Origin of the sequence: Burkholderia guangdongensis, assembly GCF_013403875.1 — a bacterium.
In the GTDB taxonomy this organism is placed as follows: Bacteria; Pseudomonadota; Gammaproteobacteria; order Burkholderiales; family Burkholderiaceae; genus Burkholderia; species Burkholderia guangdongensis.
Window position 1 is genome coordinate 29,549 of the sequence record NZ_JACBNX010000016.1, and the last position, 25,420, is coordinate 54,968.

At 67.0% G+C, this 25,420-nt stretch carries 18 protein-coding genes and 1 pseudogene; 12 read left to right on the forward strand and 7 right to left on the reverse strand.

All coding sequences use genetic code 11. The features are described 5' to 3' along the window. Positions 1-119: 119 nt before the first annotated feature. A complete protein-coding gene (locus tag HZI36_RS15935; protein ID WP_179403613.1) occupies positions 120-839 on the reverse strand; it encodes a YdcF family protein in 720 nt (239 codons plus the stop codon). 172 nt (positions 840-1,011) lie between these two features. Here HZI36_RS15935 and HZI36_RS15940 point away from each other — a divergent pair, with 172 nt between their 5' ends. After that, on the forward strand, positions 1,012-1,329 hold the full coding sequence (locus tag HZI36_RS15940; RefSeq protein ID WP_179403614.1) for a hypothetical protein: 318 nt from the start codon (positions 1,012-1,014) through the stop codon (positions 1,327-1,329). A 160-nt stretch (positions 1,330-1,489) separates the two neighbouring features. Here HZI36_RS15940 and HZI36_RS15945 read toward each other — a convergent pair whose 3' ends face one another. Both HZI36_RS15945 and HZI36_RS15950 read right to left on the reverse strand, forming a co-directional pair. After that, positions 1,490-1,756 (reverse strand): hypothetical protein, encoded by a 267-nt coding sequence (locus HZI36_RS15945; protein ID WP_179403615.1) that lies wholly within the window; start codon positions 1,754-1,756, stop codon positions 1,490-1,492. A gap of 221 nt (positions 1,757-1,977) precedes the next feature. Next, positions 1,978-2,373, reverse strand: a pseudogene (locus HZI36_RS15950) (transposase); the annotation flags it as partial. Between the two features lie 410 nt (positions 2,374-2,783). Here HZI36_RS15950 and HZI36_RS15955 point away from each other — a divergent pair. The 8 genes from HZI36_RS15955 (at position 2,784) to truB (ending at position 13,501) form a co-directional block, all read left to right on the forward strand. After that, positions 2,784-3,686, forward strand: coding sequence for a LysR family transcriptional regulator (locus tag HZI36_RS15955; RefSeq protein ID WP_179403617.1), 903 nt, complete (start codon positions 2,784-2,786; stop codon positions 3,684-3,686). Between the two features lie 270 nt (positions 3,687-3,956). Beyond that, positions 3,957-4,877 carry an SMC-Scp complex subunit ScpB gene (gene scpB / locus HZI36_RS15960; protein ID WP_179403618.1) on the forward strand — a complete coding sequence of 307 codons (921 nt, stop codon included), beginning with the start codon at positions 3,957-3,959 and terminating at the stop codon, positions 4,875-4,877. Positions 4,878-4,937: 60 nt separating this feature from the next. Then, a complete protein-coding gene (rluB, locus tag HZI36_RS15965; protein WP_179403619.1) occupies positions 4,938-6,701 on the forward strand; it encodes a 23S rRNA pseudouridine(2605) synthase RluB in 1,764 nt (587 codons plus the stop codon). A gap of 322 nt (positions 6,702-7,023) precedes the next feature. Beyond that, a complete protein-coding gene (gene rimP / locus HZI36_RS15970) occupies positions 7,024-7,482 on the forward strand; it encodes a ribosome maturation factor RimP (RefSeq protein WP_179403620.1) in 459 nt (152 codons plus the stop codon). After that, positions 7,482-8,957 (forward strand): transcription termination factor NusA, encoded by a 1,476-nt coding sequence (gene nusA / locus HZI36_RS15975; protein WP_179403621.1) that lies wholly within the window; start codon positions 7,482-7,484, stop codon positions 8,955-8,957. The genes rimP and nusA overlap by 1 nt, the downstream gene beginning before the upstream one ends. A 91-nt stretch (positions 8,958-9,048) precedes the next feature. Further along, positions 9,049-12,000 carry a translation initiation factor IF-2 gene (infB, locus tag HZI36_RS15980; protein WP_179403622.1) on the forward strand — a complete coding sequence of 984 codons (2,952 nt, stop codon included), beginning with the start codon at positions 9,049-9,051 and terminating at the stop codon, positions 11,998-12,000. 114 nt (positions 12,001-12,114) lie between these two features. After that, on the forward strand, positions 12,115-12,483 hold the full coding sequence (rbfA, locus tag HZI36_RS15985; RefSeq protein ID WP_179403623.1) for a 30S ribosome-binding factor RbfA: 369 nt from the start codon (positions 12,115-12,117) through the stop codon (positions 12,481-12,483). Positions 12,484-12,565: 82 nt separating this feature from the next. Then, the gene (gene truB / locus HZI36_RS15990; RefSeq protein WP_179403624.1) at positions 12,566-13,501 is read left to right on the forward strand and encodes a tRNA pseudouridine(55) synthase TruB; all 936 of its coding nucleotides are present in this window, start codon (positions 12,566-12,568) and stop codon (positions 13,499-13,501) included. Positions 13,502-13,611: 110 nt separating this feature from the next. Here truB and HZI36_RS15995 read toward each other — a convergent pair whose 3' ends face one another. The 4 genes from HZI36_RS15995 to HZI36_RS16010 form a co-directional block, all read right to left on the reverse strand. Continuing rightward, a complete protein-coding gene (locus HZI36_RS15995; protein ID WP_179403625.1) occupies positions 13,612-15,171 on the reverse strand; it encodes a DHA2 family efflux MFS transporter permease subunit in 1,560 nt (519 codons plus the stop codon). A gap of 12 nt (positions 15,172-15,183) precedes the next feature. Beyond that, a complete protein-coding gene (locus HZI36_RS16000; protein WP_179403626.1) occupies positions 15,184-16,431 on the reverse strand; it encodes an EmrA/EmrK family multidrug efflux transporter periplasmic adaptor subunit in 1,248 nt (415 codons plus the stop codon). Between the two features lie 54 nt (positions 16,432-16,485). After that, positions 16,486-18,069 (reverse strand): efflux transporter outer membrane subunit, encoded by a 1,584-nt coding sequence (locus tag HZI36_RS16005; RefSeq protein WP_179403627.1) that lies wholly within the window; start codon positions 18,067-18,069, stop codon positions 16,486-16,488. Positions 18,070-18,156: 87 nt separating this feature from the next. Next, complete coding sequence (locus tag HZI36_RS16010; protein WP_179403628.1) at positions 18,157-18,654, reverse strand: MarR family winged helix-turn-helix transcriptional regulator; 498 nt, start codon at positions 18,652-18,654, stop codon at positions 18,157-18,159. Positions 18,655-18,933: 279 nt separating this feature from the next. On the opposite strand from HZI36_RS16010, the gene typA reads away from it, so the two are divergent. The 3 genes from typA (at position 18,934) to odhB (ending at position 25,343) form a co-directional block, all read left to right on the forward strand. Next, complete coding sequence (typA, locus tag HZI36_RS16015) at positions 18,934-20,760, forward strand: translational GTPase TypA (protein WP_179403629.1); 1,827 nt, start codon at positions 18,934-18,936, stop codon at positions 20,758-20,760. 282 nt (positions 20,761-21,042) lie between these two features. Next, the gene (locus HZI36_RS16020) at positions 21,043-23,907 is read left to right on the forward strand and encodes a 2-oxoglutarate dehydrogenase E1 component (RefSeq protein ID WP_179403630.1); all 2,865 of its coding nucleotides are present in this window, start codon (positions 21,043-21,045) and stop codon (positions 23,905-23,907) included. A 152-nt stretch (positions 23,908-24,059) separates the two neighbouring features. Continuing rightward, positions 24,060-25,343: a 2-oxoglutarate dehydrogenase complex dihydrolipoyllysine-residue succinyltransferase gene (gene odhB, locus HZI36_RS16025; protein WP_179403631.1), complete on the forward strand. Its 1,284-nt coding sequence runs from the start codon at positions 24,060-24,062 to the stop codon at positions 25,341-25,343. The last annotated feature ends 77 nt before the right edge of the window (positions 25,344-25,420 follow it).

Here is a 25,420-nt window from a genome sequence, read left to right on the forward strand (position 1 = left end):
AACAAAAGTGACGGATCGATGCATATCCGGGCGGTTCGACGCAAGGTCGCGTGGAAGCCGCGCAACACTTGGCGTTCCCGCCACGCGTCTGCCATCGGACGTTCCATTGGCGTGCCGGTTCAGAACCACCCGAGCCACCGGTATGCGTAAAACTGCGCCATGCCGATCAGTTCATGCAGCGCGAGTTCCGCGTTCACGAGGTTTCGCCAGCGCGGCACGACGCCGAGCTGCGCGTCGCGCCGGTTCGCGTAGACGGGTTGCGGCGAGATGCCGAAGCGCTGGAAGTCGAGCAGCGCGCGCCGCATCTGGTACGACGACGTGACGAGCGCGCGCGCGTCGTCATGCCGCGAGCGTAGTATAGAAGCCGTGAATTTTGCGTTTTCGTACGTGGTGCGGCTGTGCGACTCGAGAATCAGATCGTCGCGCGCAACACCCGCCGCGATGAGGTAGGGCGCGTAGGTCGCGGCCTCGGTCGCGCCGTGATGCTGCGGATCGCCGCCGGATACGATCACCGTGCATTGCTGCGCTCGACGCGTGCAGTCGCGATACAGCTCGGCGGTCTTGCGTATCCGTGCGTAACCGTCCGCGGGCGGCTCGAGCGTGCCGTCGTCGCGCCGCCGGGTGCCGATGCCGAGCAGGATCAGCGCGGTGTGTCCATGCATGTCGGGGTGCTCGATCGGCACGACGCCGGCCTGTGCCCAGTCGATCAGCGGCGCGGCGAGCCAGCCGGTCGCGAGCAGCCAGAACAGCGCGGCGGCGGCGATCGCGATCATGCGCCGGCGCCGGCGACAGAGCATGAAGGCGACGAAGAGTAGTACAAATGAATCGAACAGAATCAATGGGATTGGGGTATGGTGTCTTTTTATGGACGGCTGATGATCCGGCCCTGAATCAGGCCGGCAGCCGGAGCCGAGGGCCGAGCAGACGCCATTCCGGAATGGCGCGGCGGCGGGCGGTGACTCCGCCGGCACGCCGCTTGGCATTGTCGCTGCACTTTAAGAAAGAATCGAGATGGCCACGTATTCCAACGAAGCGGTGCTCGACGCGTTGAGACGAGTGCAGTACCGTCAGGTGCCGTGGGCGCGTCGCCCCGGCGTATTCGAATATCTCCGGTCGCTCGGGCTGATGGGTACCGCCCGGCAGAAGACCGTTGCGCCGGCGCCCGGTTTTCATGCGCCGGTCGACATCGCGGTGCTGACCGACAACGGCCGCGCCGAATTCGCGCGGCTCGAGCGCGACGAGAAGCTGGCGAGCTGGGTCGACAGGCGCACCGACGAGTATGCGCTGAGCGAAGCGAGCGCGGTGTCGATCCTCGAGAGTCGCCTGTAATGAATCGCCTGTAATTGCGCGCGCGGCGGCAGCGAAAAAAAAGCCCGTATCACGAGGATACGGGCGTACCGGATACTTTGCTGTTGCCACGCAATGTCATGGCAAACATGTGACCCTTCGCGCGCCGGCCAGTTCCCGGCTGTGCGCAAATTTCTTTCGGTCAATGGTGCTGAAATGCGTCGGGTGTGTCGGGCGCATGCAGGCCGACGCGCGCGCGCGCATTGTTCGCGATGTCGCCGCGCAAATCGCCGCGCGGCACGGTCTGATGGCCGGTCGTGGCTGCCGGGGGGCGCGGCGGTGTGCGCGGCGCGCCTTGACGTTCATGCTGCCCGTGCGGCAGCTTGTTCTGCTGGTCGGCCCGGGCGGGTGCCGACAGGACCAGTGAAACGACAATGCCGCATGCGACAAGCAGTGACATTCGTTTCATGGCAGGCTCCCTTCAAGCCGTCGATGCGGCCTGTTGATATGTGGCTAAGGTAAGCGCGGGAGCGCAGGCTTGCTGTAAATATTGGTAAATAGATGTATCGCTCGGGCAGCGATGGAACGGGGCTTCGACGGGGCTTCGACGGGGCTTCGGCGGCGCTTCGGAAAGTGCCGCTCCGCAAAAAGACACTGGGCGACCGAAGTCGCCCAGTGCAGTGATCGTTACGCCATCTTGACCGGCGCGCGCCACGATTCCGGATTGGTCCAGAACGCGCCGCGCAGACGGTCGCGGCTCGGCGGGGCAGGCGGCTTCACCGCGCTCGCGCCGATGCGTCCGCGCAACGAAATCTGGCGGCCGCTCGTACCCAGTCGCTTGACGATTTCGGCGAGCGTGCCGTCGGCTTGCCATTCATCGAAACGGCGGCGGCAGGTCGGCGGCGACGGATAGCGGCCCGGCAGCTTCGACCAGCCTTCACCGGTCGACAGCACCCACAGCACCGCATTCACCACCGAGCGTGCTTCCACGCGGGGGCGGCCGCGTCGCTCACTCCGGGCGGGTTCCGAGCAAAACAAACCCTCGACCAGCGCCCATTCGGTATCTCTCAAATCGTCGAACAGCATGATGTCCTCACCTCAGCGAAGCTAACTCCGGTGCACTGCCTCGCGCCGCGCACCCCCCCGTGTGGCACTCGCGAAGCGAGTGCCGGGCGGGCGTCAGGTCCGGCGGCGACGATCGTCTCGTCGCCGGATGAATCCTGCGCCCGTGTGCGCTGAGTGACGCATGAAGCGTGCCACGTCGGTGATCATCACCCCGAAAGCCGCTTCGCAGCGGGCCAACGGCTGAGTCAGCTAGGGGCGTATAAGACTTCAAAACGGCCCCGGCGGAAATCGGGACAATCACCGATCTTGTGCGTTTCGCCCGTCTGGCGTGCGTTTGCGTTGTTATTGCACCGCAGCGAAGCATCTGCGCCGGATACTGGAATCACGCAATAGAATCGCGGATCGGCATCCGGGAACGATGAGATATGTCCATGAACGTCACGCTGCGCCAGCTTCGCGTGTTCATCGAGGTCGCGCGGCTCAGCAGTTTCAGCCGGGCCGGCGACGAGATCGGCCTCACGCAGTCGGCCGTGAGCCGCTGCGTGCGCGAGCTCGAGGCGGAGCTCGGGTTGAAGCTGATCGACCGCACGACGCGCGACGTCCAGCTGACCGAGGCCGGCGCGAACCTGATCGCGAGCGTGTCGCGGCTGCTCGACGATCTCGACGACACGCTGCGCGAAATCCGCGAGATCGGCGAGCAGCGCCGCGGCCGCGTGATGGTCGCCGCGAGCCCGACGGTGGCGTGCCGGCTGATGCCGCGCGTCGTCGCGGCGAGCGAGCGGCAGTTTCCGTACGTGACGCTCGGCCTGCGCGACGACGTGCAGAGCGACGTGCTGCGCAAGGTGAAATCGAGCGAGGTCGATTTTGGGGTCGTGATCGGCCCGCTCGCTGTGGCCGAACTCGTCAGCGAGCGGCTGATGACCGATTCGTTCTGCCTAGTCGCGCGCGCCGACCATCCGCTCGCGGCGCTCGACGAGGTGCCGTGGACCGCGCTCGACGGCGAGCGCCTCGTGCTGCTCGACCACGCGTCGGGCAGCCGGCCGCTGATCGACGCGGCGCTGGCCGCGCAGCGGGTGGACGCGCGCATCGTGCAGGAGCTCGGGCATTCGTCGACGGTGTTCGGGTTCGTCGAGGCCGGCGTCGGCGTCAGCGTGCTGCCGTGGCTGTCGCTGCCGCTGCCGGCCGGATCGTCGCTGGTCGCGCGGCCGCTGACGCCGCGCGCGGAGCGCACGGTCGAGCTCGTGCGGCGGCGCGACCGCTCGCTGTCGCCGGCCGCGCAGGCGGTCTGGGAGCTGGTCCGGCAGATGCCCGCGCGCGCGGAGGATCTCGATTGACCGCGGGTGCGGCCGGCGAGCGCAAAAAGCTCACCTCACTTTACGCACTCGGCAATTTTGCGTAAGATGGCGCTCAGTCACGCGATTCCGTCGTCATTCCGTCGTCAATCGCGCTGTTCCGTCCGGTTTGGGCCTGGCTTGATCGTAGTTCGCCGCCCCCGGTTCGTGCTCCCATCAATATGACCGATCAGAATCGGGCGAGCGCGTCTTCCGTTCCTTTCGTCTGTTCGTTGATCCGGTCCGTTTGACCACAGGGTCTGGCCTAGCTGCATGAATACCCAAGAGGCGAAGATCGTCCTCGAGACTGCTTTGATCTGCGCGCAGGAACCGCTGAAACTCGGCGACCTGCGCAAGCTCTTTGCCGACGACGTGTCGGCCGACGTCGTCCGCACGCTGCTCGAAGCGCTACAGGAGGACTGGTCGGGCCGCGGCGTCGAGCTGGTCGCGCTGGCGAGCGGCTGGCGTTTCCAGAGCAAACCGGCGATGCGCGGCTATCTCGACCGCCTGCATCCGGAAAAGCCGCCGAAATATTCGCGCGCGGTGCTCGAGACGCTCGCGATCATCGCGTATCGCCAGCCGGTCACGCGCGGCGACATCGAGGAGATTCGCGGCGTCACGGTCAACACGCAGGTGGTCAAGCAGCTCGAGGATCGCGGCTGGATCGAGGTGATCGGGCATCGCGACGTGCCCGGGCGGCCGGCGCTGTATGCGACGACCAAGCCGTTCCTCGACGACCTCGGCCTGAAGGCGCTCGACGACCTGCCGGCGCTCGAGGAGCCCGCCGCCCATATCGAGGCGGCGCTGCTCGCGCAGCAGTCGATGGATTTCGGTGGCGACGTGCCCGTTGCGGGCGACGAGCCGGCTTCGAACGACGAAGAACATACTGATATAGAACAGGCCGGCGCCGACGCAGCGCCGGCCGCCATGCAGCCAGTGCCGCTGCATGCGGAGTTGATCGAGGAAGATCGCGGACCGGCGGCCGAAGCGGCAGCCGGCGAGGGGGCGACGGCGGGCCGCGGCGCGCCGGACGGGGCCGTGCACGACGATGCGCCCCGTTCCCGCCCCGCAGATGACGAGACGCTGGACAACACGCCCGGCAGTCTCGCGGATGCCGTACGCAGCGCAAGCGCGTCCGTTCGCGTGGGCGACCTGCCGGACGACGAAGAAGAACCCGAGCAGCGTCGCGCCTGATCGCGGCGAAATCCATGCCGCGCCCGTGCCGGGCGCGAGACCTGACATTTTGAGGTTGTTTTGACAGATACCCACGATATTGAATCGTCCGCGCATGCCGACGAGGCGCCCGAGCAGGGTGCCGCGGACGCGGGCGGCGACGAGCGTCCCCGCCGCGGCCTGCGGCGCGGCCCGCGCAGCCTGATTGCGCGCCGTCGCGCGGCCGCGAAATCGAAGAGCACGGAAGGCGCGCCGCAGGGCGGCGAACCGGCGCCGGCGTCCGCCGACGCATCGGACGCGCCGGACGCGCCGGACGCGCCGGACGCACCGCGGCGGCAGCAGTCGCCGCGCGCGCCGCGCAAGGAAGGCGCGGCGAAGGGCGCGCGCAAGCCCGCGGCGGGCAAGCCGCGCCAGGGCGGCCAGGCGGGCGGCCAGGCGGGCAGCCAGGCGGGCGGGCAGGGCAAGCCGCGTGCGGGCGCGACGGCGGGGGCCGCGAGCGACGCATCGCAGGACGATCTGTTCGCGTACGTGACGTCGCCGGCGTTCGACGCGGACAACGCGGCGGCCGGCAGCGGCGTGCGTGCGCCGATGCTGCGCCGTGGCCAGGCGGCCAAGCGCGTGCTCGCGCCGGACGACGACGCGCCGAAGCTTCACAAGGTGCTGGCCGAGGCCGGCATGGGCTCGCGCCGCGAGATGGAAGAGCTGATCGTCGCCGGTCGCGTGTCGGTGAACGGCGAGCCGGCGCACATCGGCCAGCGGATCATGCCGACCGACCAGGTGCGGATCAACGGCAAGCCGGTCAGGCGCAAGCTGCAGAGCAAGCCGCCGCGCGTGCTGCTGTATCACAAGCCGACCGGCGAGATCGTGAGCCATGCCGATCCGGAAGGCCGGCCGTCGGTGTTCGACCGCCTGCCGCCGATGAAAACCGCGAAATGGCTCGCGGTCGGTCGCCTCGACTTCAATACTGAAGGTCTGCTGATGCTGACGACGTCGGGCGATCTCGCGAACCGCTTCATGCATCCGCGCTACAGCGTCGAGCGCGAGTACGCGGTGCGCGTGGTCGGCGAGCTGGCCGAGGGCGCGCGGCAGAAGCTGCTGCACGGGATCGAGCTCGACGACGGCCCGGCGAACTTCCTGCGCATCCGCGACGGCGGCGGCGAGGGCACGAACCACTGGTATCACGTCGCGCTGGCCGAAGGCCGCAACCGCGAGGTGCGCCGGATGTTCGAGGCGGTCGGGCTGATGGTGAGCCGGCTGATCCGCACGCGTCACGGCCCGATCGCGCTGCCGCGCGGGCTGAAGCGCGGCCGCTGGGAAGAGCTCGACGACGCGCAGGTCCGCAAGCTGATGGCGACGGTCGGCCTGAAGGCGCCGGCCGAGGACAAGGGCGACAAGCGTGGCGGACCGGCCGAGCGCCGCCAGCCCGATCCGATGCAGACGTCGATGGGCTTCATCGGCCGCGAGCCGGTGTTGACGACCCACGGCCAGCTCGACCAGCCGCGCCGCGGCCGCCGCGGTGCGCCGGGCCTCCCGGGGCTCTCCGGCTACGGCGGCCTGCCGACCGCGACGTCGACCGGCTACGGCAACCGTCCGTCGGGTAACCGTCCGGCGGGCGGCCGCGACGTCGATGGCAACCGCGCGTCGTACGGCGGCACGGGCGGCAAGCGCGGCGCGGGAATGGGCGGCGCCGGCAAAGGCGGCGCGGGTAGAGGTGGCAGCCAGGGCGGCAACCAGGGCGGCAACCGCAACGTGAACGGCAATCGTGCCGACGGCGGTGGCAACGCGGGCAACGGCGGCGGCGCGCGTGGGCCGCGTCAGTCGCGCAATCGTCCGCGCAGCCGCTGACGCGTCGTTGCATGCCGCGCGTGCATTTCCCCGAACGGGAACGCACGCGGCATGCGCGATACCGGTAAAACCGGCGTGATATCGCCGGTTTTACCGGTAGGCGCTTGGCGTTTTCGCCAAAAATCGCTATAATCGCGAAGTCGCTGGGCGTACGGATTTTTTGATGTGCGGCTCAGGTGCGACCAAAGGTAAGAAGATGGGCGTTCCGCCCATTTTTTTTTGCTGAAACGGTTAGGCATCTCGGGTAGCGCTTCCTGCGCCGGCTAAGGCGCGCCCCGCGGGTGAATCGCGAGCGGCGGGCGCGAACACCTGAGAGGACACAGTGCAACTGACGGAACTGATAGAAACCACGGTCACCGGGCTCGGCTACGAGCTGGTCGACATCGAGCGCACCGGGCGCGGCATGCTCTGCATCTACATCGATCAGACCGCCGGCATTTCGCTCGACGATTGCGAAAAGGTCACACGTCAGCTCCAGCACGTCTTGACGGTCGAAAACATCGATTACGAACGGCTCGAAGTCTCGTCCCCGGGGCTCGACCGCCCGTTGAAGAAGCTGGCCGATTTCGAGCGCTTTGCCGGCTGCGAGGCGTCGGTGACCCTGAAAAAACCGCTGGACGGGCGCAAGACGTACCGGGGCATTCTGCATGCGCCGAACGGCGAAACGATCGGTTTGGAATTTGAACGGAACAAAGGCGAGCCGGCCATGCTGGACTTTACCGTGGCTGACATCGATAAGGCCCGCCTGATTCCGCAAGTTGACTTTAGGAGCCGCAAATAATGAGTCGCGAAGTTTTGATGCTGGTGGATGCGCTGGCGCGCGAGAAGAACGTCGACAAGGAAGTCGTGCTGGGCGCGCTCGAAGCTGCGCTCGCATCGGCTTCCAAGAAGCTGTTCGACGAAGGCGCCGAAATCCGCGTCCATATCGATCGCGAAAGCGGCGAGCACGAAACCTTCCGTCGCTGGCTCGTCGTGCCGGACGAGGCCGGCCTGCAGGAACCGGATCGCGAGATCCTGCTGTTCGAAGCGCGTGAGCAGCAGGCCGACGTCGAGGTCGGCGAGTTCATCGAGGAGCCCGTGCCGTCGATCGAGTTCGGCCGCATCGGCGCGCAGGCCGCGAAGCAGGTGATCCTGCAGCGGGTGCGCGACGCCGAGCGCGAGCAGATCCTGAACGATTACCTCGAGCGCGGCGAAAAGATCATGACCGGCACGGTGAAGCGCCTCGACAAGGGCAACTTCATCGTCGAATCGGGCCGCGTCGAAGCGCTGCTGCGCCGCGACCAGCTGATCCCGAAGGAGAACCTGCGCGTGGGCGACCGCGTGCGCGCGTACATCGCGAAGGTCGACCGCACCGCGCGCGGCCCGCAGATCGAGCTGTCGCGCACCGCGCCCGAATTCCTGATGAAGCTGTTCGAGATGGAAGTGCCGGAGATCGAGCAGGGCCTGCTCGAGATCAAGGCGGCCGCGCGCGACCCGGGCGTGCGCGCGAAGATCGGCGTCGTCGCGTACGACAAGCGGATCGACCCGATCGGCACCTGCGTCGGCATCCGCGGTTCGCGCGTGCAGGCGGTGCGCAACGAGCTCGGTGGCGAAAACATCGACATCGTGCTATGGTCGGAAGATCCCGCCCAGTTCGTGATCGGCGCGCTCGCGCCGGCGGCGGTCCAGTCGATCGTCGTCGACGAAGAAAAGCACTCGATGGACGTCGTCGTCGACGAAAACGAGCTGGCTGTCGCGATCGGCCGCAGCGGCCAGAACGTTCGTCTTGCCAGCGAACTGACCGGCTGGCAGATCAACATCATGACGCCGGACGAATCCGCCCTGAAGCAGAACGAGGAGCGCGACACGCTGCGTGGCCTGTTCATGGCGCGTCTCGACGTCGACGAAGAAGTCGCCGACATCCTGATCGACGAAGGTTTTACGAGCCTCGAAGAGATCGCTTACGTGCCGCTCAACGAAATGCTCGAGATCGAGGCGTTCGACGAGGACACCGTGCACGAGCTGCGCAACCGCTCGCGCGACGCGCTGCTGACGATGGCGATCGCGAACGAAGAGAAGGTCGAAAATGCCGCGCTTGACCTGAAGAGCCTCGACGGCATCACGCCGGAGTTGCTCGCGAAGCTGTCCGAGCACGGCGTGCAGACGCGCGACGATCTCGCGGAGCTGGCGGTGGACGAACTGGTCGACTTGACCGGGGTGGAAGAGGATGCCGCTAAGGCGTTGATCATGAAAGCACGTGAACACTGGTTCCAGTGAGAAATGACCATGGCGCACTGATTTGATGGCGGCCGTATGGCCTGACCCGATGCTAACCGCAAGGAATCGGTCCTTGCACTAAGAGGAATGAATGGCGAGTAACAACGTAGCCCAATTTGCCGCGGAACTGAAAATGCCTGCTGGTGTGCTGCTCGAACAGCTGCAGGCAGCGGGCGTCCAGAAAGCGAGTGAAGACGATGCGCTGTCCGAGACGGACAAGGCGCGTCTGCTCGATCATTTGCGCAAGTCGCACGGCGCGACCGACGGCGACAAGCGCAAGATCACGCTGACCCGCAAGCATACGTCGGAGATCAAGCAGTCCGACGCAACGGGCAAGGCTCGCACCATTCAGGTGGAGGTGCGCAAGAAGCGCACGTTCGTCAAGCGTGACGACGTGAGCGACACCGGCACCGACCAGGGTCAGCCGCAGGCCGCCGAAGCGGAAGACGACGCCGAGCTGAAGCGCCGCGAGGAAGAGGCGCGCCGCGAGGCCGAGCTGCTCGAGCAGCAGGCGCAGGAACTGCGCGAGCGCCAGGAGCGTCTCGAGCGCGAGGAAGCGGAGCGCCGCGCCCGCGAGGAAGCGGCCGAGGCCGAGCGCCGTCGCGCCGAGGAAGAGGCGGCGGCGAAGCGTGCCGCGGCCGAGACGGCCGCGCAGCAGGCTGCCGCCGCGCAGCAGGCCGCGGTGGCCGCGCAGGAAGCGCGCACGCAGCCCGTGCAGGACGAAGCGCAATCCGCTCAGTCCGCGCAATCCGCGCAGGACGAAGCGCGCGCCGCGGCTGAACGCGCCGCGCAGCGCGAAGCGGCGAAGAAGGCCGAGGACGCCGCGCGTGAAGCGGCCGAGAAGGCGCGCGCCGAGCAGGAAGAGATCCGCAAGCGCCGCGAAGCCGCCGAGGCGGAAGCGCGCGCGATTCGCGAGATGATGAACACGCCGCGCAAGGCCGTGGTCAAGGCGGTCGAGCCGCCGAAGCCGGTCGAGCCGCCGAAGCCCGCCGAAGCGAAGGGCACGCTGCACAAGCCGGCGAAGCCGGAAGGCGCGCAGGCGCGTCCGGCCGTGAAGAAGCCGGCCGGTGCGGCGCCCGCCACCACGCCGGCGGCGCCGGGTGCCGGCGATCGCGCGAAGAAGCCCGCCGGCAAGGGCGGCTGGCAGGACGACGCCGCGAAGCGTCGCGGTATCAAGACGCGCGGCGATTCGAGCGGCGGTGTCGACCGCGGCTGGCGCGGTGGCCCGAAGGGGCGCGGCAAGCACCAGGACAGCGGGTCGTCGTTCCAGGCGCCGACCGAACCGATCATCCGTGAAGTGCACGTGCCGGAAACGATTTCCGTCGCGGATCTCGCGCACAAGATGTCCGTGAAGGCCTCCGAAGTCATCAAGGTGATGATGAAGATGGGCCAGATGGTCACGATCAACCAGGTGCTCGACCAGGAAACGGCGATGATCGTCGTCGAGGAGCTCGGCCACCGCGCGGTCGCCGCGAAGCTCGACGATCCGGAAGCGCTGCTCGTCGAAGGCGAGACCAGCAACGATGCGGAGCAACTGCCGCGTCCGCCGGTCGTCACCGTGATGGGCCACGTCGACCACGGCAAGACGTCGCTGCTCGACTACATCCGTCGCGCGAAGGTCGCGGCGGGCGAAGCGGGCGGCATTACGCAGCACATCGGCGCGTATCACGTCGAAACGCCGCGCGGCGTCGTCACGTTCCTCGACACGCCGGGCCACGAGGCGTTCACCGCGATGCGTGCGCGCGGCGCGAAGGCGACCGACATCGTCGTGCTGGTGGTGGCGGCGGACGACGGCGTGATGCCGCAGACGAAGGAAGCGATCTCGCATGCGAAGGCGGGCGGCGTGCCGATCGTCGTCGCGATCAACAAGATCGACAAGCCGGATGCGAATACGGACCGCGTGAAGCAGGAACTCGTCGCGGAAGGCGTCGTGCCGGAAGAGTACGGCGGCGATTCGCCGTTCGTGCCGGTGTCGGCGAAGACCGGCGCGGGCATCGACGATCTGCTCGAGAACGTGCTGCTGCAGGCCGAGGTGCTCGAGCTGACGTCGCCGATCGTGGCGCCGGCGAAGGGCCTCGTGATCGAAGCGAAGCTCGACAAGGGCAAGGGCCCGGTCGCGACGGTGCTGGTGCAGTCGGGCACGCTCAATCGCGGCGACATCGTGCTCGCGGGCACGGCCTACGGCCGCGTGCGCGCGATGCTCGACGAGAACGGCAAGCCGACGAAGGAAGCCGGCCCGTCGATTCCGGTCGAGATCCAGGGCCTGTCCGAAGTGCCGGGCGCGGGCGAGGAAGTGATCGTGCTGCCGGACGAGCGCAAGGCGCGCGAAATCGCGCTGTTCCGTCAGGGCAAGTTCCGCGACGTGAAGCTCGCGAAGCAGCAGGCCGCGAAGCTCGAAAGCATGCTCGAGCAGATGGGCGAAGGCGAAGTGCAGAACCTGCCGCTCATCATCAAGGCCGACGTGCAGGGCTCGCAGGAAGCGCTCGTGCAGTCGCTGCTCAAGCTGTCGACCGACGAAGTGCGCGTGCAGATCGTGCACAGCGCGGTGGGTGGCATCAGCGAAAGCGACGTCAACCTCGCGACGGCGTCGAAGGCGGTCATCATCGGCTTCAACACGCGCGCCGACGCGCAGGCCCGCAAGCTCGCCGAGGCGAACGGCATCGACATCCGCTACTACAACATCATCTACGACGCGGTGGATGAGGTGAAGGCCGCGATGTCGGGCATGCTCGCGCCGGAGAAGCGCGAAGTCATCACCGGCATGGTCGAGGTGCGCCAGGTGTTCAAGGTGCCGAAGGTCGGCGCGGTTGCAGGCTGTATGGTCACGGACGGCGTGGTCAAGCGCACGTCGTCGGTGCGCGTGCTGCGCAACAACGTCGTGATCTTCACCGGCGAGCTCGATTCGCTGAAGCGCTTCAAGGACGACGTGAAGGAAGTCAAGCAGGGCTTCGAGTGCGGTATGTCGGTGAAGAACTTCAACGACATCGTCGAAGGCGACCAGTTCGAAGTGTTCGAGGTGACCGAAGTCGCCCGGACGCTGTAAACACGGCGCAACGGCTCCTGGGCGGGATGGGCGTGAGCCTGTCCCGCCCATTTTCATGACGGCTCGCTTTGCGCGGGCCGTGGCCTTTTCGCCAAACCGGATCATCGATCGATCATGACGAAGAAACGTACTTCCCCCAATCGCAACGTGCAGATCGCGGACCAGATTCAGCGCGACCTGTCCGAGCTCATCATGCGCGAGGTCAAGGATCCGCGCATCGGTATCGTGACCATCCAGAGCGTCGAGCTGACGCCGGACTACGCGCACGCGAAGATCTACTTCACGGTGCTGACCGGCAAACCGGTGGATACGCAGGACGCGCTCAATCACGCGGCCGGCCATCTGCGCAATCTGCTGTTCAAGCGGCTGCACATCCATACGGTGCCGACGCTGCATTTCCATTACGACCAGACGACCGAAAAGGCGCTCGAGATGTCGCGCCTGATCGAAGAAGCCAACGCGTCGCGCGCGAAGGACGACTGAGTCTCGTCCGTCGGGTTCCGTTCGCGTAGTTCCGTCCGCCGAGTTCCGTCCGCGAGTTTCATCCGATTCATCCGCCTGATCCATGAAGACTGTTGCCCCCCAACGTCCGCGCGTGCCCCGGCGCGCGCTGGACGGCGTGCTGCTGCTCGACAAGCCCGTCGGCCTGTCGAGCAACGACGCGCTGATCCGCGCGAAACGCCTCTATCTCGCGAAGAAGGCCGGCCACACCGGCACCCTCGATCCGCTCGCGTCCGGCCTGCTGCCGCTTTGCTTCGGCGAAGCGACGAAGTTCTCGCAGGATCTGCTCGAAGCCGACAAGACCTACGAAGCGACGATGCGCGTCGGCGTGCGCACGACGACCGGCGACGCGGAGGGCGACGTGCTCGACACGCGCGCGGTGACCTGCGACCGTGCGGAGGTCGACGCGGCGCTCGCGCGATTCACCGGCGAGATCGTGCAGGTGCCGCCGATGTATTCGGCGCTCAAGCGCGACGGCAAACCGTTGTACGAATACGCGCGGGCCGGCCAGACGGTCGAGCGGGAAGGGCGCCGCGTGACGATCCACGCGCTCGAACTGCTCGCGTGCGAGCTGCCCGACGTGACGTTTCGCGTGACCTGCAGCAAGGGCACGTACGTGCGCACGCTCGCCGAGGATATCGGCGAGGCGCTCGGCTGCGGCGCGCACCTGACGATGCTGCGCCGCACCGGCGTTGGCGCGCTGACGCTCGAGCACGCGGTGACGCTCGACGCGTTGTCCGATGCGGACGACGCGGCGCGCGACGCGTGGCTGCAGCCGGTCGACGCGCTGCTGTCGACGTTCCCGCTCGTGCGGCTGGACGACGCGTGCGCGAAGCGCTTCCTGCACGGGCAGCGGCTGCGCTTGTCCGAGCTGGCGCCGATCGACGCGAACGAGGGCGAGCGCGTGCGCGTGTACGACGCGACGCGGCTGCTCGGCGTCGCGCGCGCGGCGAACGGCGTGCTCGCGCCGGAGCGGCTCGTCGTGACGGCGGCGGCTTGAAATGAATGCCGAGTCGCCGACGCGCTTGCGCGCGGCGGCCGTGCGAAGACGAAAAAAAGCCCGGTCGGTAATCGACCGGGCTTTTTGCGTTGCTGCGGGAGGCGGGCCGCTCAGTGCGCCGCTGACGCGGCCGCGCCCGCATCGCCGCCGCCCGAGCGGTCGGGTTTCGTGATCCAGATCAGCCCGATCAGCACGACGAAGATCGCCGACGACAGATAGAACAGATCGTTCACGCCGAGCTGCGCGGCCTGCTGCGTCGCGAGATTGTTGATCAGCCCGCTCGCCTGCTGGTCGGTCAGACCGAGTTGGCCGAGTTGCGTGACGGTCTGGTTGAACGTCGGGTTGTACAGGTTCGCCTGCTCGACGAGCTGCGCGTGATGCATGCTGTTCCGGTGATCCCACGCGGTCTGGAAGATCGACGTGCCGATGCCGCCGCACATGATCCGCACGAAGTTCGACAGCCCCGACGCAGCCGGAATCCGGTGCCCCGGCAGGCCGGACAGCGTGATCGACACGAGCGGGATGAAAAGCCCGGCCATCCCGATGCCTTGCACGAGCGTCGGTAGCGTCAGCGCCCATGTGTCGACGCCGGTCGTGTAGCGCGAGCGCATCCAGAAGCACAGCGCGAACACGAGGAACGCGGCGGTCGCGATGTAGCGCGGGTCGGTGCGCGGCAGGAACTTGCCGGTCAGCGGCGACAGCAGGATCGCGAACAGCCCGACGGGCGCGAGCACGAGGCCGGCGTCGGTCGCGGTGTAGCCGAGCTGCGTTTGCAGCCACAGCGGCAGCAGCACGAGGTTGCCGAAGTAGAGGCCGTAGCCGACCGCGAGCGCGACCGTGCCGCCGGTGAAGTTCCGCCGGCCGAACAGCGACAGGTCGACGACCGGGTGCTCCGCCGTCAGTTCCCAGACCACGAAGAACGCGAACGCGATGACCGCGACGAGCGCGAGCACGATGATCGACGTCGACGAGAACCAGTCGAGGTCCTTGCCCTTGTCGAGCATGATCTGCAGCGAGCCGACCCAGAGGACGAGCAACGTGAGGCCGACGCCGTCGATCGGCGCGCGGCGCACCGTCGATTCACGCTTGCGGTAGACCGTCCAGGTCGCGGCCGCCGCGGCGATCCCGACCGGGATGTTCACGTAGAAGATCCACGGCCACGAGTAGTTGTCGGAGATCCAGCCGCCGAGGATCGGGCCGGCGACGGGCGCGATCAGCGTCGTCATCGACCACAACGCGAGCGCCATCGGCGCCTTGGCGCGCGGGTAGCTCGAGAGCAGCAGCGCCTGCGACAGCGGGATCATCGGGCCCGCGACCGCGCCTTGAATCACGCGCGACGCGAGCAGGAACGGCAGCGTCGGCGCGAGCCCGCACATCCACGACGACACGACGAACAGCAGGATCGACGCGAGGAACAGCCGCACCTGGCCGATGCGGTCGGTGAGCCAGCCGGTCAGCGGCACCGAGATCGCGTTCGCGACCGCGAACGACGTGATGACCCATGTACCCTGGTCGGCCGACACGCCGAGGTCGCCCGAGATCGTCGGGATAGCGACGTTCGCGATCGACGTATCGAGCACGTTCATGAACACGGCGAGCGACACCGCGATCGTGCCGACCACGAGTTGCCCGCCCGAGAGCGGCGGATGGGAGACGGGGGCCTGTGCCATGTCGTTGCGGTGTTACATCAGTTTCGCGGCTGCGGTCGGCACTGCCGGCTTGGCCGGCGCGGCTTGCTGCGTCGCGGCCGCCGTCGCGTTTGTGCCCGCGTTTGTGCCCGCGTTTTCCGCGATGATGCGCGCGATTTCGGCATCGGCCTCGTTGCCGTACTTCGCGAACACGTCGGTCTGATAGACGGTGTTCGGCACGTTGGCGAGCTGGTCGCCGTTCTCGTTCTTGATGTCGACGTCGGCCTGCATCGACAGGCCGATGCGCAGCGGGTGATCGTGCAGATCCTTCGGATCGATCTCGATGCGCACCGGCAGGCGCTGCACGACCTTGATCCAGTTGCCGGTCGCGTTCTGCGCGGGCAGCAGCGAGAACGCCGCGCCGGTGCCGGCCGAGAAGCCGACGACCTTGCCGTGATAGATGACCGAGGAGCCGTAGATGTCGGCGCTCAGCTCGACCGGCTGGCCGATGCGCATGTGCTTGAGCTGCACTTCCTTGAAGTTCGCGTCGACCCAGACAGCGGAGAGCGGCACCACCGACATCAGCGGCGTGCCCGGCGACACGCGCTGGCCGACCTGCACCGAGCGCTTTGCGACGTAGCCGTCGACCGGCGCGGGCAGCGTGTTGCGCGCGTTCGCGAGGTACGCGTCGCGAACCTTCGCGGCGGCGGCGAGCACGTTCGGCTGCGTCGAAATCGTCGTGTTCGCGGTCAGCGCGCGGTTCGACGTGAGCTGCTGCTCGGCGGCGTCGAGCGACGCCTGCGCGGCATTCACCGCGTCGCGCGCGTGCGAGATTTCTTCCTGCGACACGGCGCCCGTCTGCGCGACCGAGACGCGGCGGCGCAGATCGTCCTGGGCCTTCGACAGGTCCGACTGACGCAGCGCGACCTGCGCGCGGTACTGGTCGTCGTTGGCGAACAGGCCGCGGACCTGGCGCACCGTCTGCGCGAGGTTCGCCTCGGCCTGCTGCAGCGCGACCTGCGAATCGGCCGGATCGAGCAGCACGAGCGGATCGCCGGCCTTCACGGTCTGCGTGTCGTCAGCCTTCACCGCGATCACGGTGCCGACCACTTGCGGCGTGATCTGCACGACGTTGCCGTTCACGTACGCGTCGTCGGTCGATTCATGGAAGCGCGCGACGAGGAAGTAGTAGAGGCCGTACGCGATGGCCGCGATCACGATGACCGCGACCAGCAGCGTCATCATTCGCTTGCGCTTGCCGTTGTTCGCTTGGGCGGCGGCGTTTTGTTGAGGGTCGCTCATGGCGAGTTTCTCCGTCCGTTATGTCGAGTGTCTGCGTGTTGGGGAGCGCGCGGGTCAGTTTGCGGCCTGAGCGGCGGGCTGGGAAGCGGGCTGAGCGGCGGGCTGAGCGGCAGGCTGAGAAGCGGGCTGAGAAGCAGCCTGCGGCCCGGATTGCGCGGGCGCGGCGCCGGTCGCATCGGGCGCCGCGAGGCGCGTGCCGGTCGCGTCGAAGCCGCCGCCGAGCGCCTTGATCAGCGCGATCTGCATGTCGCGCCGGCGCATCTTCAGGTTCGTCACGGTCTGCTCCGCGGCGAGGCGGCTGCTGTCCGCGCTCAGCACCTGCAATTGCGGCGACAGACCCGCCTTGTAGCGAATCACCGCGAGCTCGTACGCGTGCGTCGACGCGTCGAGCGCGCGCTGCGCGTCGTCCATCTGCCGGTCGACCGAGCGGATCGACGCGACCTGCGTCGCGACGTCGTTCAGCGCGCCGATCAGCGCCTGGTTGTAGTTCGCGACGGACAGGTCGAAGTCCGCGTAGCGGCCCTTGAGCTGCGCGCGCAGCGCGCCGGCGTCGAAGATCGGCAGATGGATCGCCGGGCCGAACTGCGCCTGCCGGCTGCCGAAGTTCAGGAATTTGCCCCAGCCGAACGCATCGAAGCCGAAGCCGGCCGCGAGGTTCACGTCCGGGAAGAATTCGGCCTTCGCTTCCTTCACGTCGTGCATCGCGGCTTCGACCTGCCAGCGCGCGGCGACGATGTCCGGACGGCGCGACACCAGATCGGCCGGCAGGTTGCCCGGCAGCGCGACGGCGCCGCCCGGGTTCAGCACCGGCGCGGCGATCTGCAGGCCGCGATCCGGCCCCTTGCCGAGCAACGCGGCGAGCTGGTAGCGCACGGTCGTGATCTGGCCGTCGAGGTCGGACAGCGACGCCTGCGTGGTCGCGATGTTGCCGCGCGCGGTCTGCCGCTCGACGTTCGTGTCGAGGCCGGCGGACACGCGGCCGTCGGTGATCCTGCCGACGCTCTGGCGGTTCGCGATCTCGCGCTGCGCGATGTCGCGCAGCGCATAAAGCTGCGCGAGCTGGTTGTACGTGCGCGCGACCGACGCGGCGAGCGTGATCCGCGCCTGCTGCATGTCGGCTTCGGCGGCCTTTTCCTGCGAGACCGCGGTGTGCAGGCGCTCGCGGTTCTTGCCCCACAGATCGAGATCCCACGACGCGCTCGCGAGCACGTTGTTCTCGCTGTACCACTGGCCGCCGTACGGCGGCGGGAAGAGGGCGTTGCCCGAGTAGAGCTCGCGGGTCCACGAGTAGCTGGCCTCGGCCTTCGGCAGCAGCGACGAGCGCGACGACTCGATGTACGACGACGCCTTCGCGATCCGCGCCTGCGCCTGCGCGATGGTCGGATTGCCCGCGAGCGCCTCGTCGATCAGCTTCGGCAGCTGCGGATCGCCGAACTGGCCGGCCCAGTCGAGCGTGGGCCAGTTGCCGCCCTCGGCGGGCAGGCTCTGCGTGGTTTCGAATTGCGACGCGGGGGCGATCTGCTTGTCACTCTTGATGCCGAAGTAGTTCGCGCAGCCCGCCAGCGCCAGCGCGGCAACCGCGGCGGCGACGGCGGTCCGGTACGACCCGGCTCGCACGGACAACGGGGAGGAATTCATCGCGCTGATCTCTGACTCGGAATGGATGGTGGACACTGCAAGGATTCCCTTACATTGATCTGTCTGAATTGATTGTTATGGCATGAATTATGCGTTGCCGCTGCCGCCGATCGTGTCGCAGCCGTTGCTGAGGATCCTGCGCAGCATACTCTTCAGGAAGCCGACTTCCTCCGGCGTGAATCCGTCCAGAAGCGGGTCGAGTACGCTGCGGAAGATCGCAGGCAGCTGCTCGGCGATCGCGCGGCCTTCGTCGGTCAGCGCGAGGCGCACGACGCGGCGGTCGTCGACGCAGCGCACGCGCGACAGCAGCCCGCGCTTCTCGACGCGATCGAGCAGCCGCGTGACCGCGCTCGCGTCGATCCCGTACTCGCGGGCCAGTTCGGCGGCCGTCGAGCACTTGCCGACCGCGATCATGAACAGCATGCTCGCCTGCGTGCCGGTGATCCCGATTTCATCTTGCGTGCGTTGCGTGACGAGATTGGTCATCAGCGATCTCGTGCGCGAGATCAGGTAGCCGACGCTGTCGTTGACCTGGTAGGTCGACAGCGTCAGGTCCGACGGAATGGGCGGGGTAGGATTCGACATAAAATCCTGAAGCTGCAATAGTTGACTAGGCAGGAGTATAGACACTATTGGTTGCCGCGGCAAATGTTAGCTGACGCGTCGTTTACCTGCTCGGCGCGGCGCAATCCCCTGCGCGCGGACGGGTTTTTCTCGGCGCCCGGCGGAGCGGGGATAGCGATACGCGGGATCGTGACATGCCGACGTGCTATAATTTAAGGCTTTCCAGGCAGCATCGCGCACGCACGTGAATCGCACGTGGACGACCAGCGCGCGTTTGCGCAATCAAATTTCCAGGCTTCTATGACCCGCGCCCTTCGCAATATCGCCATCATCGCCCACGTCGACCACGGCAAGACGACGCTCGTGGACCAGCTGCTCCGCCAGTCCGGCACCTTCCGCGACAATCAGCAGGTCGCCGAGCGGGTGATGGATTCGAACGACATCGAAAAAGAGCGCGGGATCACGATCCTCGCGAAGAACTGTGCGGTCGAGTACGAAGGCACGCACATCAACATCGTCGACACGCCGGGGCACGCGGACTTCGGCGGCGAAGTCGAGCGCGTGCTGTCGATGGTCGACTCCGTGCTGCTGCTCGTCGACGCGGTCGAGGGCCCGATGCCGCAGACGCGCTTCGTCACGAAGAAGGCGCTCGCGCTCGGCCTGAAGCCGATCGTCGTCGTCAACAAGATCGACCGCCCGGGCGCGCGGATCGACTGGGTGATCAACCAGACCTTCGATCTGTTCGACAAGCTCGGCGCGACCGAGGAGCAGCTCGATTTCCCGATCGTCTACGCGTCGGGCCTGAACGGCTATGCGTCGCTCGACCCGGCCGCGCGCGACGGCGACATGCGTCCGCTGTTCGAGGCGGTTCTCGAGCACGTGCCGGTGCGCCCGGCCGACCCGGAAGCGCCGCTGCAGCTGCAGATCACGTCGCTCGACTATTCGACGTACGTCGGCCGGATCGGCGTCGGCCGCATCACGCGCGGGCGCATCAAGCCGGGCCAGCCGGTCGTGATGCGCTTCGGCCCCGAAGGCGAGGTGCTGAACCGTAAGATCAACCAGGTGCTGTCGTTCGAGGGGCTCGAGCGCGTGCAGGTCGAGTCGGCCGAAGCCGGCGACATCGTGCTGATCAACGGGATCGAGGACGTCGGCATCGGCGCCACGATCTGCGCGGCCGAAGCGCCCGACGCACTGCCGATGATCACGGTCGACGAGCCGACGCTGACGATGAACTTCCTCGTCAATTCGTCGCCGCTCGCGGGCAAGGAAGGCAAGTTCGTCACGAGCCGCCAGATCCGCGATCGCTTGATGAAGGAGCTGAACCACAACGTCGCGCTGCGCGTGAAGGACACCGGCGACGAGACCGTGTTCGAAGTGTCGGGCCGCGGCGAACTGCACCTGACGATCCTGGTCGAGAACATGCGCCGCGAAGGCTATGAGCTCGCGGTGTCGCGTCCGCGCGTGGTGCTGCACGAGGTCGACGGCGTGAAGCAGGAGCCGTACGAGTTGCTGACGGTCGACCTCGAGGATTCGCACCAGGGCGGCGTGATGGAAGAGCTGGGCCGCCGCAAGGGCGAAATGCTCGACATGGCGTCGGACGCGCGCGGGCGCACGCGCCTCGAATACAGGATCCCGGCGCGCGGCCTGATCGGCTTCCAGGGCGAGTTCCTGACGCTCACGCGCGGCACCGGCCTGATGAGCCACACCTTCGATTCGTACGCGCCGGTCAAGGACGGCACGCTCGGCGAGCGCCGCAACGGCGTGCTGATCTCGCAGGACGACGGCGCCGCGGTCGCCTACGCGCTGTGGAAGCTGCAGGATCGCGGCCGTATGTTCGTGAAGCCGGGCGACGCGCTGTACGAGGGGATGATCATCGGCATTCACAGCCGTGACAACGACCTCGTCGTGAACCCGATCAAGGGCAAGCAGCTGACCAACGTGCGCGCGTCGGGCACCGACGAGGCGGTGCGCCTCGTGCCGCCGATCCAGATGTCGCTCGAATACGCGGTCGAGTTCATCGACGACGACGAGCTCGTCGAAGTGACGCCGCAGTCGATCCGCCTGCGCAAGCGCTACCTGAAGGAGCACGAGCGCCGTCGCGCGAGCCGCGAGGCCGCGGTCGACTGACCGCCGGTCCGTGCGCCGTCTTGTGCACCGCCTCGTGCGCCGCACCATGACGAAACCGCCTCCGGGCGGTTTTTTTTTGCCTGCGCGCGCCGCGTTACACGGGGCTTTCGGGCCTCCTGCCTTGTGAACTTCGCTATCTGTTCTGTGATATGCTGCGCGCACGCAAGTTTTAGGTCCTTCCAAGCAAGACTTGATTCGCAATCCGCTAAACGGTCAGGCCGTGTCGCGGAAGGTTGAGCAACCCGCTATTTCTCGAGAAACTCGAAGAAAGGTGAGCGTAAAATGTCAGATGTCATGAAGCAGTTTCAGCTGAACTCCTATCTGTTCGGCGGCAATGCTTCGTACGTTGAAGAACTGTACGATGCATATCTCGACAATCCGGCGTCGGTGCCGGAGAACTGGCGCGAGTACTTCGACGCGTTGCAGAACGTGCCGGCGACGGACGGTTCGAACGCCAGCGACGTCGCGCATTTCCCGATCGTCGAGTCGTTCGCGCAACGCGCGAAGGCCAACGCGTTCATTCCGCGTGAAAGCACCGGCAACCTCGCGACCGCCCGCAAGCAGGTCCACGTCCAGACGCTGATCAGCGCCTACCGCTTCCTCGGCTCGCAGTGGGCCAATCTCGATCCGCTGAAGCGCCGCGAGCGTCCCGCGATCCCCGAGCTCGAACCCGCGTTCTACGATTTCTCCGAAGCCGACCTCGATCAGACGTTCAGCGCGAGCAACCTCTATTTCGGTTTCGAGCAGGCATCGCTGCGCGACATCGTGAAGGGCTTGCGCGACACGTATTGCGGCACGATCGGCGCCGAGTACATGTACATCAGCGATCCGGAGCAGAAGCGCTGGTGGCAGGAGCGTCTCGAGTCGATCCGCGCGACGCCGAATTTCCCGGCCGACAAGAAGAAGCACATCCTGAACCGCCTGACCGCCGCCGAAGGCCTCGAGCGCTATCTGCACACGAAGTACGTCGGCCAGAAGCGCTTCTCGCTCGAAGGCGGCGAGAGCTTCATCGCATCGATGGACGAGGTCGTCCGTCACGCGGGCTCGAAGGGCGTGCAGGAAATCGTGATCGGGATGGCGCACCGCGGCCGCCTGAACGTGCTCGTGAACACGCTCGGCAAGATGCCGTCGGATCTGTTCGCCGAATTCGAAGGCAAGCACGTCGACGATCTGCCGGCCGGCGACGTCAAGTATCACAAGGGCTTCTCGTCGGACGTGTCGACGGAAGGCGGCCCGGTCCACCTGTCGCTCGCGTTCAACCCGTCGCACCTCGAAATCGTGAACCCGGTGGTCGAGGGCTCCGCGAAGGCGCGGATGGACCGCCGCGGCGATGACGACGGCCTGCAGGTGCTGCCGGTGCAGATCCACGGCGACGCGGCGTTTGCCGGCCAGGGCGTCGTGATGGAAACGCTGAACCTCGCGCAGACGCGCGGCTACGGCACGCACGGCACGCTGCACATCGTGATCAACAACCAGATCGGCTTCACGACGTCCGACCCGCGCGACGCGCGCTCGACGCTGTACTGCACCGACGTCGTCAAGATGATCGAGGCGCCGGTGCTGCACGTGAACGGCGACGATCCGGAAGCGGTGGTGCTCGCGACGCAGATCGCGATCGACTACCGGATGCAGTTCCACAAGGATGTCGTGCTCGACATCATCTGCTTCCGCAAGCTCGGCCACAACGAGCAGGACACGCCGGCCGTCACGCAGCCGCTGATGTACAAGACCATCGCGAAGCATCCGGGCACGCGCGCGCTGTACGCGGAGAAGCTCGTGCAGCAGGGCGTGATCACCGCCGAGGATGCCGACGGCTTCGTGAAGGCATACCGCAAGGCGATGGACGACGGCCACCACACCGTCGATCCGGTGCTGTCGAACTACAAGAGCAAGTACGCGGTCGACTGGGTGCCGTTCCTGAACCGCAAGTGGACCGACTCGGCCGACACCGCGGTGCCGCTCGCCGAGCTGAAGCGCCTCGGCGAACGCATCACGACGGTACCGGAAAACTTCAAGGTCCACCCGCTCGTCGAGCGCGTGATCAACGATCGCCGCAACATGGCGAAGGGCGACCAGCCGCTCGACTGGGGCATGGGCGAGCACCTCGCGTTCGCGTCGCTCGTCGCGTCCGGCTACTCGGTGCGCCTGACCGGCCAGGACTCGGGCCGCGGCACGTTCACGCACCGCCACGCGGTGCTGCACGACCAGAACCGCGAGCGCTGGAACGACGGCACGTACGTGCCGCTGCAGAACATCGCGGAAGGCCAGGCGAAGTTCACGGTGATCGACTCGGTGCTGTCGGAAGAAGCGGTGCTCGGCTTCGAATACGGCTACTCGACCGCCGAGCCGAACACGCTCGTGCTGTGGGAAGCGCAGTTCGGCGACTTCGTCAACGGCGCGCAGGTCGTGATCGACCAGTTCATCTCGTCGGGCGAAGTGAAGTGGGGCCGCGTGTCGGGCCTGACGATGCTGCTGCCGCACGGCTACGAAGGCCAGGGTCCGGAACACTCGTCGACCCGTATCGAGCGTTTCCTGCAACTGTGCGCGGATCACAACATGCAGGTCGTCCAGCCGACGACGCCGGCGCAGATCTTCCACCTGCTGCGCCGCCAGATGATCCGCCTGTTCCGCAAGCCGCTGATCGTCGCGACGCCGAAGTCGCTGCTGCGTCACAAGGAGGCGGTGTCGGATCTGTCGGAACTCGCGAAGGGCTCGTTCCAGCCGGTGCTCGGCGAAATCGACGGCGGTATCGACGCGAAGAAGGTCAAGCGCGTGCTCGTCTGCTCGGGCCGCGTGTATTACGACCTCGTCGCGCATCGCCGCGAAGCGAAGGCGAACGACGTCGCGATCATCCGGATCGAGCAGCTGTATCCGTTCGCGCACAAGCAGTTCGAAGCGGAAATGAAGAAGTACGAAAACGCGACTGAAGTGGTCTGGGTGCAGGACGAGCCGCAGAATCAGGGCCCGTGGTTCTACGTCGAACACCACCTGAAGGACGGCATGAAGGAAGGGCAGAAGCTCGCGTACAGCGGGCGCCCGGCTTCGGCCTCGCCGGCGGTCGGTTACTACGCGAAGCACTACGAGCAGCAGAAGGCCCTGATCGAAGGGGCGTTCGGCCGACTGAAGAGCGCATCGATCGCGAAATAAACGACGACGGCGAAACGGGAAAGCGCGGTGCGCTTTCCCGCTCCGCTCGGCCGGCGCGCGAATGACACGCGAATGAAACGCGATCGACACGCGCGAGCCGAACGGTTCGACCGAATCCGTCACTCCCCAGACTCAGCATTCAGGAAAATCACATGGCTATCGTAGAAGTCAAAGTCCCCCAGCTTTCCGAGTCCGTTTCGGAAGCGACCATGCTTCAGTGGAAGAAGAAGCCCGGCGAAGCAATCGCGCAAGACGAAATCCTGATCGAACTCGAGACCGACAAGGTCGTGCTCGAAGTGCCCGCGCCGGCCGCCGGCGTGCTCGCGCAGGTTCTGCAGAACGACGGCGACACCGTCGTCGCCGATCAGGTGATCGCCACGATCGACACCGAAGCGAAGGCGGGCGCCGTCGCCGCGGCGGCGGGCGAAGCCGAAGTCCAGCCGGCCGCCGCGCCGGTCGCCGCAGCGGCCGCGCAGCCGGCTGCCGCCGCCACCGCGTCCAGCACGGCCGCCGCGTCGCCGTCCGCCGCGAAGCTGATGGCCGAGAAGGGCCTCGCATCGGGCGACGTCGCCGGCTCGGGCCGCGACGGCCGCATCACGAAGGGCGACGTGCTCTCCGCCGGCAGCGCGCCGAAGGCCGCGCCGGCCGCCGCGCCCGCGAAGGCCGCCGCCGTCGCGACGAAGGCGACGCTGCCGGACGTGAAGGTGCCGCTGTCGGCGACGACGTGGCTCAACGACCGTCCGGAGCAGCGCGTGCCGATGTCGCGCCTGCGCGCGCGCATCGCCGAGCGCCTGCTCGAATCGCAGCAGACCAACGCGATCCTGACGACGTTCAACGAAGTCAACATGCAGCCGGTCATGGACCTGCGCAACAAGTACAAGGACAAGTTCGAGAAGGAACACGGCGTGAAGCTCGGCTTCATGTCGTTCTTCGTGAAGGCGGCGGTCCACGCGCTGAAGAAGTTCCCGCTCGTGAACGCGTCGATCGACGGCAACGACATCGTCTACCACGGTTACTTCGACATCGGCATCGCGGTCGGCTCGCCGCGCGGCCTCGTCGTGCCGATCCTGCGCAACGCGGACCAGATGAGCCTCGCGGACATCGAAAAGAAGATCGCCGAGTTCGGCCAGAAGGCGAAGGACGGCAAGCTGTCGATCGAGGACATGACGGGCGGTACGTTCTCGATCTCGAACGGCGGCGTGTTCGGCTCGATGCTGTCGACGCCGATCATCAACCCGCCGCAGTCGGCCATCCTCGGCGTGCACGCGACGAAGGAGCGTCCGGTCGTCGAGAACGGCCAGATCGTGATCCGTCCGATCAACTATCTCGCGCTGTCGTACGACCACCGGATCATCGACGGTCGCGAAGCGGTGCTGTCGCTCGTCGCGATGAAGGATGCGCTCGAAGATCCGGCGCGCCTGCTGCTCGACCTGTAAGCCCCGCCCCCTGCATTGACCCGCTCCGCGCGGGCGCGCGACCACGCGCGCCCGCGCGGAGCCACAAGAAGAAGGAT

Coding starts and splice junctions, on each gene's coding strand:
- truB (WP_179403624.1), top strand. CDS start 12,566: ATGAAGACTGTTGCCCCCCAACGTCCGCGCGTGCCCCGGCGCGCGCTG.
- HZI36_RS16020 (WP_179403630.1), top strand. CDS start 21,043: ATGTCAGATGTCATGAAGCAGTTTCAGCTGAACTCCTATCTGTTCGGC.
- scpB (WP_179403618.1), top strand. CDS start 3,957: ATGAATACCCAAGAGGCGAAGATCGTCCTCGAGACTGCTTTGATCTGC.
- nusA (WP_179403621.1), top strand. CDS start 7,482: ATGAGTCGCGAAGTTTTGATGCTGGTGGATGCGCTGGCGCGCGAGAAG.
- infB (WP_179403622.1), top strand. CDS start 9,049: ATGGCGAGTAACAACGTAGCCCAATTTGCCGCGGAACTGAAAATGCCT.
- typA (WP_179403629.1), top strand. CDS start 18,934: ATGACCCGCGCCCTTCGCAATATCGCCATCATCGCCCACGTCGACCAC.
- HZI36_RS15995 (WP_179403625.1), bottom strand. CDS start 15,171: ATGGCACAGGCCCCCGTCTCCCATCCGCCGCTCTCGGGCGGGCAACTC.
- odhB (WP_179403631.1), top strand. CDS start 24,060: ATGGCTATCGTAGAAGTCAAAGTCCCCCAGCTTTCCGAGTCCGTTTCG.
- HZI36_RS16000 (WP_179403626.1), bottom strand. CDS start 16,431: ATGAGCGACCCTCAACAAAACGCCGCCGCCCAAGCGAACAACGGCAAG.
- HZI36_RS16005 (WP_179403627.1), bottom strand. CDS start 18,069: ATGAATTCCTCCCCGTTGTCCGTGCGAGCCGGGTCGTACCGGACCGCC.
- HZI36_RS15940 (WP_179403614.1), top strand. CDS start 1,012: ATGGCCACGTATTCCAACGAAGCGGTGCTCGACGCGTTGAGACGAGTG.
- HZI36_RS15955 (WP_179403617.1), top strand. CDS start 2,784: ATGAACGTCACGCTGCGCCAGCTTCGCGTGTTCATCGAGGTCGCGCGG.
- rbfA (WP_179403623.1), top strand. CDS start 12,115: ATGACGAAGAAACGTACTTCCCCCAATCGCAACGTGCAGATCGCGGAC.
- HZI36_RS15945 (WP_179403615.1), bottom strand. CDS start 1,756: ATGAAACGAATGTCACTGCTTGTCGCATGCGGCATTGTCGTTTCACTG.
- HZI36_RS16010 (WP_179403628.1), bottom strand. CDS start 18,654: ATGTCGAATCCTACCCCGCCCATTCCGTCGGACCTGACGCTGTCGACC.